The 13,041-nt window shown below is 76.6% G+C and carries 15 protein-coding genes; 11 read left to right on the top strand and 4 right to left on the bottom strand.

Features of this window, described 5'->3' with window-relative positions; translation table 11 throughout:
• The first annotated feature begins 22 nt into the window (after positions 1-22).
• Positions 23-967, top strand: a complete 945-nt coding sequence (locus BLQ97_RS03185) for a Ppx/GppA family phosphatase (RefSeq protein ID WP_091363092.1) — start codon at positions 23-25, stop codon at positions 965-967.
• Complete coding sequence (locus BLQ97_RS03180; RefSeq protein WP_139173428.1) at positions 967-1,824, top strand: hypothetical protein; 858 nt, start codon at positions 967-969, stop codon at positions 1,822-1,824. The genes BLQ97_RS03185 and BLQ97_RS03180 overlap by 1 nt, the downstream gene beginning before the upstream one ends.
• Positions 1,825-1,854: 30 nt before the next feature.
• On the opposite strand, the gene BLQ97_RS03175 is transcribed toward BLQ97_RS03180, so the two are convergent.
• The gene (locus BLQ97_RS03175) at positions 1,855-2,421 is read right to left on the bottom strand and encodes a type 1 glutamine amidotransferase domain-containing protein (protein ID WP_091363089.1); all 567 of its coding nucleotides are present in this window, start codon (positions 2,419-2,421) and stop codon (positions 1,855-1,857) included.
• An 82-nt stretch (positions 2,422-2,503) separates the two neighbouring features.
• Here BLQ97_RS03175 and proC point away from each other — a divergent pair, with 82 nt between their 5' ends.
• From proC to BLQ97_RS03150, 5 genes are all read left to right on the top strand, one after another.
• Positions 2,504-3,322, top strand: a complete 819-nt coding sequence (gene proC / locus BLQ97_RS03170; protein WP_091363088.1) for a pyrroline-5-carboxylate reductase — start codon at positions 2,504-2,506, stop codon at positions 3,320-3,322.
• A gap of 251 nt (positions 3,323-3,573) precedes the next feature.
• Positions 3,574-3,915: a helix-turn-helix domain-containing protein gene (locus BLQ97_RS23780; protein ID WP_245691756.1), complete on the top strand. Its 342-nt coding sequence runs from the start codon at positions 3,574-3,576 to the stop codon at positions 3,913-3,915.
• Between the two features lie 285 nt (positions 3,916-4,200).
• Positions 4,201-4,299 (top strand): 30S ribosomal protein bS22, encoded by a 99-nt coding sequence (locus tag BLQ97_RS03160; protein ID WP_012854759.1) that lies wholly within the window; start codon positions 4,201-4,203, stop codon positions 4,297-4,299.
• 10 nt (positions 4,300-4,309) lie between these two features.
• Complete coding sequence (locus tag BLQ97_RS03155) at positions 4,310-5,428, top strand: NAD-dependent epimerase/dehydratase family protein (protein ID WP_091363086.1); 1,119 nt, start codon at positions 4,310-4,312, stop codon at positions 5,426-5,428.
• Positions 5,421-6,326, top strand: a complete 906-nt coding sequence (locus tag BLQ97_RS03150; protein WP_091363084.1) for a lysophospholipid acyltransferase family protein — start codon at positions 5,421-5,423, stop codon at positions 6,324-6,326. The genes BLQ97_RS03155 and BLQ97_RS03150 overlap by 8 nt, the downstream gene beginning before the upstream one ends.
• Positions 6,327-6,410: 84 nt before the next feature.
• Here BLQ97_RS03150 and BLQ97_RS03145 read toward each other — a convergent pair whose 3' ends face one another.
• The 3 genes from BLQ97_RS03145 to BLQ97_RS03135 form a co-directional block, all read right to left on the bottom strand.
• On the bottom strand, positions 6,411-7,319 hold the full coding sequence (locus tag BLQ97_RS03145) for an HAD family hydrolase (protein ID WP_091363885.1): 909 nt from the start codon (positions 7,317-7,319) through the stop codon (positions 6,411-6,413).
• Positions 7,320-7,399: 80 nt separating this feature from the next.
• Positions 7,400-8,527, bottom strand: coding sequence for a DUF5667 domain-containing protein (locus tag BLQ97_RS03140; protein WP_091363082.1), 1,128 nt, complete (start codon positions 8,525-8,527; stop codon positions 7,400-7,402).
• 67 nt (positions 8,528-8,594) lie between these two features.
• Entirely contained in the window at positions 8,595-9,383 is a 789-nt protein-coding gene (locus BLQ97_RS03135) for a sigma-70 family RNA polymerase sigma factor (protein WP_245691755.1), read from the bottom strand.
• Between the two features lie 91 nt (positions 9,384-9,474).
• Here BLQ97_RS03135 and BLQ97_RS03130 point away from each other — a divergent pair, with 91 nt between their 5' ends.
• The 4 genes from BLQ97_RS03130 (at position 9,475) to hemC (ending at position 12,963) form a co-directional block, all read left to right on the top strand.
• Positions 9,475-9,720, top strand: coding sequence for a glutaredoxin family protein (locus BLQ97_RS03130; protein WP_091363080.1), 246 nt, complete (start codon positions 9,475-9,477; stop codon positions 9,718-9,720).
• Between the two features lie 224 nt (positions 9,721-9,944).
• Positions 9,945-10,616, top strand: coding sequence for a redox-sensing transcriptional repressor Rex (locus tag BLQ97_RS03125; RefSeq protein ID WP_091363881.1), 672 nt, complete (start codon positions 9,945-9,947; stop codon positions 10,614-10,616).
• Positions 10,613-12,004, top strand: coding sequence for a glutamyl-tRNA reductase (locus BLQ97_RS03120; RefSeq protein ID WP_091363078.1), 1,392 nt, complete (start codon positions 10,613-10,615; stop codon positions 12,002-12,004). Before BLQ97_RS03125 ends, BLQ97_RS03120 begins: the two co-directional genes overlap by 4 nt.
• Entirely contained in the window at positions 12,001-12,963 is a 963-nt protein-coding gene (gene hemC / locus BLQ97_RS03115) for a hydroxymethylbilane synthase (protein WP_217637016.1), read from the top strand. The genes BLQ97_RS03120 and hemC overlap by 4 nt, the downstream gene beginning before the upstream one ends.
• The last annotated feature ends 78 nt before the right edge of the window (positions 12,964-13,041 follow it).

Here is a 13,041-nt window from a genome sequence, read left to right as displayed (position 1 = left end):
GGCGGCCCGGCAGACTGGGCCCATGCGGCTCGGGGTGCTGGACGTCGGCTCGAACACCGTCCACCTGCTCGTGGTCGACGCGCACCGCGGCGGCCACCCCACCCCGCAGCACGACGACCGCTGGCTGCTGCGCCTCGCCGAGCACGTGGGCGACGACGACGTGCTGTCCAAGGAGGGCGAGAAGGCGCTGGTCAAGGCCGTGCAGAAGGCCTGCGACCAGGCGGAGCAGCTGGGCTGCGAGGAGGTCCTCGCGCTGGTCACCTCCGCCATCCGCGAGGCGCGCAACGGGATGGACGTGCTGGCGCGGGTGCGCCAGCGCACCGGCGTCGACCTGACGGTGACCAGCGGCGAGGAGGAGGCGCGGCTGACCTTCCTCGCCGTCCGCCGGTGGTACGGGTGGAGCGCCGGGCGGCTGCTCGTGCTCGACATCGGCGGCGGCTCGCTGGAGCTCGCCACCGGTGTCGACGAGGACCCCGAGGTCGCGCTGTCGGTGCCGCTGGGCGCCGGGCGGATGACCCGCCGCTTCCTGCCCGAGGCCGCCACCGGCGGCCGGCCCGACCTCGCGGCGCTGGAGGCGCTGTCGGAACACGCCGCCGACGTGCTCCGGCCGGCGGTCAGGAAGCTGGTGCAGGCCGGGCCCCCGGACCTGGTCGCGGCCACGAGCAAGACCTTCCGCACGCTCGCGCGGCTCACCGGCGCGGCGCCGTACTCGGCCGGGCTGCGGGTGCACCGGGAGCTCACCGCCGACGGGCTGGGCCAGCTCGTCGGCTTCGTGTCGCGGATCGAGTCGCGGGCGCTGGCGGAGCTGCGCGGCGTGTCGCCGGACCGCGCGCACCAGGTGCCGGCCGGTGCGGCCGTGGCGCAGGCGGCGATGCGGGCGCTGGATCTACCCTCCGTGCGGATCTGCCCGTGGGCGCTGCGGGAGGGCGTCATCCTCCGGCGACTCGACTCGTTGGGAAGTGCGTGATGGCCCACCCCAGGAACGACCCCGAGACCGGCGGCCGGCCGCTCGCCGACATCCTGCGCGAGGCCGGCATCGAGGCGCCGCGCAGCGTCCGCCGGCGCCGCGGCGAGGACACCGGCGAGACGCCCATCCGGCAGCGCCGCCGCGAGTCCGACACCGACGCCGGCCGGCCCAACCCCGGCCGCCGGCTCGGCGACACCGGGCGGGTCTCCGAGACCGGCCGGCTGTCGCGGGACACCGGCCGGGTCGCCGACCCGCCGCGGCCGGTGCGCGCCGACCGCGGCACCGGGCGGGTGCCGCAGGACACCGGCCGGGTGCCCGACGACACCGGTCGGGTCCCGCAGGACACCGGACGGGTCTCCCGGGACACCGGACGGGTCGCCGGGCGCGCGCCGCGCGGCGCCGCGGCCGCGACGGGCGCGGCCGAGCCGTCGACCGCGGCCATCCCCGGGCTGCGGCCCACGGGCGGCAAGCCCGGCGTCCCCGGCGCGCCGGCCGCCGCACCGGCCACCGGCCCGATCCCGGTCACCCGCGGGGACGAGGCCACGCTGCTCGAGGACGAGCCCCTCGGCGCCAAGGAGGGCGTGGTCGCCTGGCTGCGCTTCGCCGGCGAGCTGGTCCTGGCCCTCGCCGCGGGGGTGGGGATCTACTTCCTGTCCACCGTCGTCTGGGAGCAGGTACCCCAGGTCGCGGTCGTGCTCGCCCCGCTGGCGGTCACCGGGCTGGTCGCGGCCGTCGCCGCGTGGCGGCAGCGCACCGGCCGGGAGCCGATCGGCGTGCGCCTGGTCGCCGTCCTGGTCTTCGCCGGGACGCTGCTGACGATCGCCCCGGCCGCCGGGCTGCTCGCCGCCGCCACCTGAGCCGGGGCAGGGCGAGCGGCCCGGCCGGGCTCACTCGTCCTCGTCGTCCCCGTCGGGGGACTGGGCGAACTGCTCGACGATCGCCGCGCTGAAGGCGTCGAGGTCGTCGGGGTTGCGGCTGGTGACCAGGTTGCCGTCGACGACGACCTCCTCGTCGACCCACTTCGCCCCGGCGTTGCGCAGGTCGGTCTGCAGCGAGGGCCACGACGTCATCCGCCGGCCGCGCACGACGTCGGCCTCGGCGAGCACCCACGGCGCGTGGCAGATCGCCGCCACCGGCTTGTCGGCGTCGAAGAACGCCTTCACGAACGCGACCGCGTCGGCGTCGGCCCGCACGAAGTCCCCGTTGATGACGCCGCCGGGCAGGACCAGCGCCGCGTAGTCCTCGGGGTCGGCCGAGGCGACGGTCGTGTCGACCCGCTTCTGGTCGCCCTTGTCGATGTGCTGGTACATCGTGATCGCGCCGCCGTCGAGCGACACCAGCTCCGGCTCGGCCCCGGCCTCCTCCAGGGTCTGCCACGGCCGCTCCAGCTCGACCTGCTCGACGCCGTCGGTCGCGAGCACGGCCACCTTCATCCCGTCCAGTTCTCCTGCCATGCGGCGGCCGCTACCCGGGGCGTCCGGACGGCACACCCGCCCGCACTACGGTCCGAGCCACACCGGGAGCTGGGAGGACGACATGGCGGAGCGGCAGGGACTGGCGGTCCTCGGCGGCGGCAAGATGGGCGAGGCGCTGCTCGCCGGGTTGGTACGGCGGTCGGGTGCCGACGGCGTCGTCGTCTGCGAGCGGCACCCGGAGCGGGCCGCCGAGCTCGCCGACCGCTACGGCGTGGCCGTGGTCGGGCTGGCGGAGGCCGCCGCCCGCGCGCGCGTGCTGCTGCTGGCGGTCAAGCCGCAGGACCTCCCGGGCCTGCTCGGCCTGCTGGCGCCGTCGGTGGACCCCGGCCACCTGGTGGTGAGCATCGCCGCGGGCATCTCCACCGCCACCATCGAGGCGGCGCTGCCGCCCGGCGTGCCGGTGGTGCGGGTCATGCCCAACACCCCGGCGCTCGTCGACGAGGGGATGAGCGTGCTGTCGGCCGGGGCGTCGGCCGGTGAGCCCGAGCTCGACGAGGCGGCGGCGCTGCTGGCGACGGTCGGCCGGGTGGCCCGGGTGCCCGAGCACCAGCAGGACGCGGTGACGGCGCTGTCGGGCAGCGGCCCGGCCTACTTCTTCTACCTCGTCGAGGCGATGGTCGACGCCGGCGTGCTGCTGGGCCTGCCGCGGGCGCTGACCACCGAGCTGGTCGTGCAGACGGCGCTGGGCTCGGCGGTCATGCTGCGTGAGTCGGGACAGCACCCGGCCCAGCTGCGCGACGCGGTCAGCAGCCCGGGCGGGACGACGATCGCCGGCATCCGCGAGCTCGAGCGGCACTCGGTGCGCTCGGCGCTGATCGCCGCGATCGAGGCGGCCGCGCAGCGGTCGGTCGAGCTGGGCCGGGCCGACGGGAGCCGGTGACGGTACCTCCGGGCGCCCGACGGAGGGGGGACGCTGCGTAGTCGAGTCGACACGTCGGCCCGTCGACGCGCCGATACGGCTGTGAAGCGAGTTGCATAGGTGTAGTTCTGCCTAGGACGGACCGTTCCGCCTGTCCGTTTCTTCCATCGCTTCTGTCACGCCGGTCCCCCTACTCTCTGTATCAGCACGTGCGTGTCCCGTAGTCGGTGGGGAAGCCGACGCCCGACGCGTGCTAGGTCCGGAGACTGATCATGACCATGCCCCAGCGCACCAACGCCGCCTACGTCCGCCCGGCCGTCCCCGGCCCGCGCCCGATGGCCCGCCCGATCCCCGCCGCCGCCATGGCCCGCCCCGTCGGCCCGCAGCACCCGGCCGCCATGCCGGTCGGCCGCCCGGTCGTCCCGCAGCCGCGCGCCGCCGTCACCTTCCTCACCGTCGCCGAGGTCGCCAGCATGATGCGCGTCTCGAAGATGACCGTGTACCGCCTCGTCCACGCCGGCGAGCTCTCCGCCGTCCGCGTCGGCCGCTCCTTCCGGGTGCCCGAGCGCGCCGTCCAGGACTACCTGCGCGACGCCTACACCGACATCGCCTGAGGAAGGACCTCGTCCTCCCCACCCTTCGCAGGCTCAGGGCGGGACCCCGGACGAGGCCGGATCCGGCTGCTCGACCGCACCACCACCCGGCCCGTCCGGGGGAGATCGACCCGGCGCGGTTCCCGTCGCGACGACGCGGCGGGGGCGCCGGGTAGGCTCGGGCCCCGAGCGACACCCCGGCCCCGGCCGGAGCCGTCGCACACGAGCTGATCCACACTCGCGTGGCGCCCGGTTCCGCCCCTGCGGTCACCGGCCGCCCCGCGGCCACGACGTCGGGAGCAGGACATGGGTTCGGTCATCAAGAAGCGGCGCAAGCGGATGGCGAAGAAGAAGCACCGCAAGCTGCTCAAGAAGACCCGCGTGCAGCGTCGCAACAAGAAGTGAGCTGACGCTCGTGCCGCCTGCGGTCGTCCTGGTCACCGGTGTCAGCCGGTGGCTGGGTGGTGCCCTGGCGGCCGAGCTGGCTCGCGACCCCTCCGTCGAGCGGGTCATCGGGGTGGACACCGTCCCCCCGTCGGCGGAGCTGCTCCGCCGGCTCGGTCGCACCGAGTTCGTGCGGGCCGACATCCGCAACCCGCTGATCGGCAAGGTGATCAGCACCGCGGCCGTCGACACCGTCGTGCACATGAACATCAGCTCCACGCCCGCCGGGTCCGGCGGGCGGGGGCCGATGAAGGAGCTCAACGTCATCGGGACGATGCAGCTCCTGGCCGCCTGCCAGCGCGCGCCCTCGGTGCGCCGGCTGGTGCTCAAGTCCACCAGCGCCGTCTACGGCGCCTCCCCGCGCGACCCGGCCGTCTTCACCGAGGCGATGCAGGCCCGGCGGGTGCCCTCGGGCGGCTTCGCGAAGGACAGCCTCGACATCGAGGGCTACGTGCGGTCGTTCTCGCGCCGCCGTCCCGACGTCAGGATCGCCGTCCTGCGGTTCACCAACTTCATCGGCCCGCGCATCGACTCGGTGCTCACCGGGTTCCTGCGGGTGCCGGTGGTCCCCACGGCGCTGGGCTACGACGCCCGCGTGCAGCTGCTGCACGAGGACGACGCGCTCGGGGTGCTCACCCGCGCCACCACCGGCGACTTCACCGGCACGGTCAACGTCGGGGGGACCGGCACCCTGCTGCTCTCCCAGGTCATCCGCCGGCTGGGCCGCCTGCAGCTGCCCGTACCGTCGCCCGCGCTGGGCTCGCTGGGCCGGTTCACCCGCCGGTTCGGCTTCGTCGACTACTCCCCGGAACAGATGCGCTTCCTCAACTTCGGCCGGGTCGTCGACACGACCGTGCTGCGCACCGAGTTCGGCTACACGCCGCGCTACACCACCGAGGCGGCGCTGGCCGACTACGCCCAGACGGTCTCGCCCGTGGTGCCCCCCGACCTGATCGGCGAGCTCGCGGCCGGCACCGAGGAGCTGGTCACCCGCGCCGGGTCCGTGGCGGCCGCGGTCGGCTCGGCGGTGGGCGGGCGGCTGCGGCCGGCGCCGGCGTCCCCGGGCCTGCGGGCGGTGCGCGATGCCTGAGGCCCGCGTCATCCCGCTGCGGCCCGACGAGCAGTCGCACGTCCCGCCGGCCGGGGAGCCGAGCTGGGACGAGCAGGTGGTCGGCGGCGTGGAGTTCCTCCGTCGTCGGCTGACCGGCGAGTACGCCACCGACGAGTTCGGCTTCGACCCCGACCTCACCGACCACCTGCTGCTGCCGCTGCTGCGGCCGCTGTTCCGCCGGTGGTTCCGCGTCGAGACCCACGGCGTCGAGAACGTGCCGGCCTCCGGTGGGGCCCTGGTGGTGGCCAACCACTCGGGCACGGTGCCGGTCGACGCGCTGATGACCACCGTCGCGCTGCACGACGACCACCCGGCGCAGCGGCGGTTCCGGCTGCTGGGCGCCGACCTGGTGTTCGACCTGCCCGTCGTCGGCGAGTTCGCGCGCAAGTTCGGCGCCACGCTCGCCTGCAGCGAGGACGCCGAGCGGTTGCTGCGCGGTGACGAGCTGGTCGGCGTCTTCCCCGAGGGGTTCAAGGGGATCGGCAAGCCCTTCCGCGACCGGTACACCCTGCAGCGGTTCGGCCGGGGTGGTTTCGTCACAGCGGCACTGCGCACCGGCAAGCCGATCGTGCCCTGCGCGATCGTCGGCGCGGAGGAGATCTACCCGATGGTCGGCAACGCGCGGACCGTCGCCCGGCTCCTCGGCCTGCCCTACTTCCCGATCACCCCGACCTTCCCGGCCCTGGGCCCGCTCGGCCTCGTGCCGCTGCCGTCGAAGTGGCTGATCGCGTTCGGGGAGCCGATCGAGACGGCGTCCTACGGCCCCGCGGCCGCCGAGGACCCGATGCTGGTGTTCAACCTGACCGACCAGGTCCGCGAGACCATCCAGCAGTCCATCTACCAGCTGCTGCTGCAGCGGAGCTCCGTCTTCTCCTGACGACCGGCCGACCGTGCACCTGCCGGGCCCTCGGGGGACCGGCGGAGCCCGACGGGTGCGCGGTCGCCGGAGAACCGGTAGGGGTCAGGCCGTCCGGCGACGGCGGAGCGCCACCGCGCCGCCGACGACGCCGCCGGTGAGGGCCGCGGCCGCCACGGTGGGGACGCCGATGCGCGCCGCCTTCCGACCGGTGCGGAAGTCGCGCACGGTCCACCCGCGCGAGCGGGCGACGGCGCGCAGCTCGGTGTCGGGGTTCACCGCGACCGCCGTGCCGGTGAGGCCGAGCATCGGCAGGTCGTTGGCCGAGTCGCTGTAGGCCGTGCAGCGGGACAGGTCGAGGTCCTCGCGCTCGGCCAGCGCCCGCACCGCCTCCGCCTTTGCCTCGCCGTGCATGAGCTCCCCGACGAGCCGGCCGGTGTAGCGCCCGTCGACCACCTCGGAGACGGTGCCCAGCGCGCCGGTCAGGCCGAGCCGGTGGGCGATGATGCTGGCCAGCTCCACCGGCGTCGCGGTGACCAGCCACACCCGCTGCCCGGCGTCGAGGTGCTGCTGGGCGAGGTTGCGGGTGCCCGACCAGATGCGGTCGGCCATCAGCTCGTCGTAGATCTCCTCGCCGGCGTCGACGATCTCGGCGACCTCCCGGCCGGCGACGAAGGCCAATGCCGTCTCGCGGATGGTGTGCATGTCGCCGGCGCTCTCGTTGCCGGCGACGCGGAACTTGGCCTGCTGCCAGGCGAAGCGGGCGATGTCGCGCGAGGTGAGGTACTTGCGCGAGGCCAGGCCGCGGGCGAACCAGAACAGCGAGGCGCCCATCATCATGGTGTTGTCGACGTCGAAGAACGCGGCCGCGGTGCGGTCGGCGACGACGGCCGGGACGGGCTCCACCTCGGCGGCCGCCGCGGAGGCCGCGCCGGCCACGTGGGCCCGGATCTCCTCCTCGGCGTGGGCCTCGGCAGCCCGTGCACCGCGCCTCCGGAACGGCAGTCGCGGCACCGTCACCTCCCTGGTCCGTCGCCGCCCGCGGGCGGCACCCGCGACCCTAGCGGGGGGCGCCGCCCCGCCGGACCGGGACCTCAGCAGAGCAGCGGGGGCAGCAGGCAGGTCGACAGCGGGGTGTCGAGCACCGGCGGAGGAGTGCTGGACGGCGACGGCGAGGTGCCGCTCCCGCCGGGCACCGGCAGCGGGGGCACCGGACCACCGTCCGGCGCGGGCGTCGTCGGCGCGGGGGTGCCGACCGGTGGCGTCGGGGCGCCAGGAGCCGGCGCGGAGCCCGTCGCCCCGCCGCTGCCGCCGCCCGAGGAGGGCGCCGCGGGCACGGGGTCCGGGGTGGGTGCGGCCGGAGGGGTCTCGCCGGCGGGGTCGGCCGGGACGGTGGCGGGGGCGCCCGGCGCCGACGGCTCCGGCGTCCCGGGCGCGGCGCACGGGGCCGGCACCGGGCCGAGCTCGTCGCGGCCGCTGGTCGCCGGGCCCCCGGCACAGGACAGCGCCGTCCGCAGCCGCTCGGCGCGGGCGCCGATCCGGCCCACCAGGTCGATCGAGCCGGTGGCCGCACCGCCGGTGTCGCCGGGCAGCGCGGCCCGCAGGTCGGCCAGCCCGGAGCGCTGCTGCCGCGCCCAGTCGGCGAGCGCCGTCAGCGGCGCGGCGTCGCGGGCGCCGAGCGCCTCGGTGGACACCAGCGCGGCGCCCTCCGTGGTCTGCGCGTCCATCGTGGCGAGCGTGTCGCGGACGAGCGGGGCGGGAGCGCCGCCGTCGGCCAGCCCGTCGAGCTCCTGCAGCCGCGTGGTGGCGAGCTGCAGCAGCGTCGGGCCGCGCTCGTCGCCGGCCAGGGCCAGCTGGGTCTGCTCGGTGCCGCGCTTGAGCCCGTAGAGCGCGTCGCCGGGCCCGGCGCCGGTCGACAGCGCGACCAGCGCGCCCGTCGCGGTGACCGCCAGGACCGCGCCGGCCACCGCGGCGGTCAGCCGGGACCGCCGGGCACCGCGTCCGGGCCGGAGACGGGCGCGCAGGCCGCGGGGCGGCGCGGGCGCCGGCGGGCGGACGGCGGCCATCGCGACCAGCCGGGCGCGCGTGGCGGCGCGGAACCCGGGCGCCGGGCCGTCGTCCAGGTCGGCGGCCAGCGCCCGCAGGCGGGCCTCCAGGGCGGCCTCGCGGTCCCGCACGGACGCCGGGCGGGGGCTGCCCGCGGCGTCGTGCGAGGGGCTCACCTGGGTCCTCCGGTCGGTCGGTCGGGGCGTGGTCGGGGGGAGCGGCGCCGGTCCGGCGCCGGCAGGGTCACCGCAGCTCCTCCGGCAGCAGGGCGGCCAGCCGCCGCACCGCGCGGTGCTGCAGCGCCTTGACCGCGCCGTCCTTCTTGCCCATGACCGCGGCGGTCTCCGACACCGACAGCCCCTGCAGGAACCGCAGGGAGATGCACTCCTGCTGCTCGCTGCCCAGCTGCCGGACGCAGGCCAGCAGCTGCTCGTTGGTCAGCCGGGCGACCACGGTGTCCTCGGGGCCGTCCGTGGCGCGGTCGGCGTCGCGCATGTCGGCGGTGCTGACCTCCAGCCGGAACCGGCTGCTCTTCACGTGGTCGCGGACGATGTTGCGGGCGATCGTCACCAGCCACGCGCCGACGTCGCGGCCCTGGAAGGACAGCGAGTCGATCCGCCGCAGCGCCCGCACGAAGGTCTCGCTGGTGACGTCCTCGGCGTGCGCGCGGTCGCCCGTGCGGTGCAGCACGAAGCGGTGGACCAGCGTCACGTAGTGGTCGTAGAGCTGCCCGAACGCCTCGGCGTCGCCGTCCTGGGTCCGGCGGACGAGGTCCCAGGCGTCGACCAGGTCGGCCGGGAGCTCCTCCCCGGGGACCGCGAACCCGTCGTCCGGTCCGTCGTCGCCCGACAGGGACGGCCCGGCGACGGCGTCCGGCCCGCGGACGGCGGACGGCGCGTCGTCCACCGGGCGCGACTGCGGCATGCGGGCGTCGACCTCCTCGTCGCACCCGCCGAGCCGTGACGGCTCGCCCGACGGGGTGTCCCTCCCGATCTCGACGGGTACCCGCTCCTGCTGCGGGTCGTCTCCCATGGTGACAACCTGACTGCGAACCGTCCACGTCGAGCGCCCCACCCGCACCCCGCGTCCCCGGAGTGCCGGGGCGCGGCCGGGAGGAGGCGCCGTGAGCACGGTGCGGCTGGAACTGCTCACCCGCGAGGGCTGCCACCTGTGCGTCGCCGCCGCCGAGACGGTCGCCCGGCTCGCCGCGGAGGCGGGGGTGGCCAGTCGCGAGATCGACGTCGACACCGCCCCGGAGCTGCGCGCGGAGTACGGCGACCGGGTGCCGGTGGTGCTGCTCGACGGCCGGGAGCACTCCTACTTCACCGTCGACGTCCCTCGGCTGCGCCGCGACCTGGGGCTCGGCTAGGCCCGGCGCGCGCCGGCCCGGCCCCGTCCGGCTATGGTGTCGGACACAGCGCCACCCGTCCGCGCTGGCCAGCGGCCCCGTGGGCCCGCCGCGACTTTGTTCCTGCGTTCACAAGCGGTTACCGTGGCAGTCGCCGGGTGGTCGTCCGCCCGGATCCCCGATGTCGTCCGCCCCCCTCGGCTCCCGCCGTCGTCCGGGCGCGACCGCTGTGGAGTGGACCCGTGATGCAGTCGCGGCCCCGGATCCCGGAGGCCACCGTCGCGCGCCTCGCCGTGTACCTGCGGGTGCTCAGCGGCCTGGCCGAGAGCGGTCGCGGCACGGTCTCCTCCGGTGAGCTGGCCTCGGCGGCCGGCGTCAACCCGGCGGGCCTGCGCAAGGACCTCTCCCACCTGGGGCCCTGCGGCACCCGCGGCGTCGGCTACGAGGTGGCCACCCTGCGCGACCGCATCGCCGGCGTGCTCGGGATGGAGACCGCGCACGCGTGCGTGCTGGTCGGGCTCGGCAACCTCGGCTCCGCCCTCGCCGGCTACGGCGGCTTCGGCAGCCGCGGGTTCGAGTTCGTCGGCCTGTTCGACGCCTCCCCGGCCCGCGTCGGCCAGGAGGTCGGCGGCCGGGTGGTGCGCCCCATGGAGGAGCTCGACGAGGTCGTCACCGCCACCCGGGCGACGATCGGGGTCATCGCGACACCGGCCGAGGTGGCGCAGCGGGTCTGCGACCGGCTGACCGCGGCCGGGGTGAGGAGCATCTTGAACTTCGCACCGGTGGCGCTCACCGCGCCCGCGGGGGTCGACGTCCGCCAGGTCGACCTCTCCGTCGAGCTGCAGGTCCTCGCGTTCCTCGACAAGCAGCGCGGCCCCGCCGCGGCCGTCCTCGCGCCCGCCGGGGGGATGGCATGAGCCTGCTCGCCGTCGGCATCAGCCACCAGACCGCGCCGGTCGCGCTGCTCGAGCAGTTCGCCATGACCCGCGACGAGCAGGTCAAGGCACTGCACGAGCTGGTCGGCAACGACCACGTCAGCGAGGCGCTGGTGCTGGCCACCTGCAACCGGGTCGAGGTCTTCGCCGAGGTCGACCGCTTCCACGGCGGCGTCGCCGAGGTCAGCCGGGTGCTCGCCCGCCAGGCCGGCGCCACCGTCGAGGAGCTCTCGCCCTACGTCACCGTGCACTACGAGGACCAGGCCGTCGCCCACCTGTTCACCGTCGCCGCCGGCCTGGACTCCATGGTCGTCGGCGAGACCCAGGTGCTCGGCCAGCTGCGCGCCGCCTACGCCCTCGCCCAGGAGGAGGGCACGGTCGCCCGCGCGCTGCACCCGGTGGCCCAGCACGCCCTGCGGGTGGGCAAGCGGGTGCACGCCGAGACCGGCATCGACCGGGCCGGGCAGTCGCTGGTCACCGTCTCACTCGACCGCGCCGAGGCGCGCGTCGGCCCGCTGGCCGGCCGGCCGGTGCTCGTCGTCGGCGCCGGCTCGATGGGCGCGCTCGCCGCCACCACGCTCTCCCGCCGCGGGGCGCTGGTCACCGTCGCCAGCCGCTCCCCGGAGTCGGCGGCGCGGCTGGCCGCGGCCGTCGACGGCGGCACCGCCGAGCTGGCCGACCTGCCCCGGGCCCTCGCCGACGCCGACGTGCTGGTCACCTGCACCGGCGCCACCGGCCTGGTCGTCTCCACCGACGCGGTCGCCACCGCCATGGCCGGCCGCGCCCACCGCCCGCTGGCCGTCGTCGACCTGGCGCTGCCCCGCGACGTCGCCCCCGGCGTCGCCGCGCTCCCCGGCGTGCACGTCGTCGACCTCGCCCTGCTCCAGGGCGAGCGCAACGGGGCCCTCCTGCACGGCGAGCGCCCGGCTGCCGGCGCCGACCCGGTGGCCGGCGCGATCGGCGCCGACGACGTCTCCGCCGCGCACGCCCTCATCGAGGCCGAGACCGCGCTGCTGCGCGCCGAGCAGCAGGCCGCCGCCGTCGCCCCGACGGTGTCCGCGCTGCGCAGCCAGGCCGCCGAGGTCGTCGACGCCGAGCTGCTGCGGCTGTCCACCCGGCTGCCCGACCTCGACACCCGGGCCCGCAACGAGATCGCGCGGACCGTGCGCCGCGTCGTCGACAAGCTGCTGCACGAGCCGACCGTGCGGGTCAAGGAGCTGGCCAGCACCCCCGGCGGCGTCGACTACGCCGACGCGCTGCGCGCGCTGTTCGGCCTGGGCATCGACGCCGAGGTGCCGGCCGACGGGTCGCACCTGGCCGAGGCGGTCGGCGTCGACCCCGACGAGCTGCGCCCGGGCGGCGCCGCGTGACGACGCCGTCCACCAGCACCGCCACCAGCACGGCCACCCGGACGCTGCGGCTGGGCACCCGCGCCAGCCAGCTCGCCCGCACCCAGTCGCAGACCGTCGCCGACGCGATCACCGCGGCCAGCGGGCTGCCCGTCGAGCTGGTCCACATCAGCACCGAGGGCGACCGGTCGGCCGCGGCCATCGCGCAGCTCGGCGGCACCGGCGTCTTCGTCACCGCCATCCGGCAGGCCCTGCTCGAGGGCACCGTCGACGTCGCCGTGCACAGCTACAAGGACCTGCCCACCGCACCCGAGCCCGGCCTGCTGCTGGCCGCCGTCCCGCCCCGGGAGGACCCGCGCGACGCGCTCGTCGCCCGCGACGGGCTGACCCTCGGCGAGCTGCCGGCCGGCGCCCGGGTGGGCACCGGCGCGCCCCGCCGGGTCGCCCAGCTGCGCGCCCTCGGCCTGGGCCTCGACGTCGTGCCGATCCGCGGCAACGTGGACACCCGGATGGCCCGCGTCGTCCCGGGCGACCTCGACGCCGTCGTGCTCGCCCGCGCCGGGCTCTCCCGGCTGGGCCGGCTCGGCGCGGTCACCGAGACCCTCGACCCGCTGCAGGTGCTGCCCGCGCCCGCCCAGGGCGCGCTGGCCGTCGAGTGCCGGGCCGACGACGAGCGCACACTGGAGGTGCTCGCCGCCCTCGACGACGCCGGCACCCGCGCCTGCGTGCTCGCCGAGCGCACCACGCTCGCCGCGCTGGAGGCCGGGTGCAGCGCGCCGGTCGCCGCGTACGCGGAGCTGGCCGAGGGCGACGACGGCCCCGAGCTCTACCTGCGGGCCTCGGTCACCGCGCTCGACGGCAGCGACGGCGTCCGCGGCTCGGCCACCGGCCCGGTGGGCGACGCCGAGCGGCTCGGCCGCGAGATCGCCGCCGACCTGCTCGACCGCGGCGCCGCCGACCTGATGGCGGCGTCCCGGTGACCCCCTCCGCCGGGCAGCCCGCCCCGGCCCCCACGACCCCCGCACACGCCCTCCCGGGGGCCACGACACCCACAAGGA

The sequence above is a fragment of the Geodermatophilus telluris genome (assembly GCF_900102745.1).
GTDB lineage: Bacteria > Actinomycetota > Actinomycetes > Mycobacteriales > Geodermatophilaceae > Geodermatophilus > Geodermatophilus telluris.
Note: the sequence above shows the minus strand (reverse complement) of the source record. Positions and strands in the feature narration are given on the sequence as shown.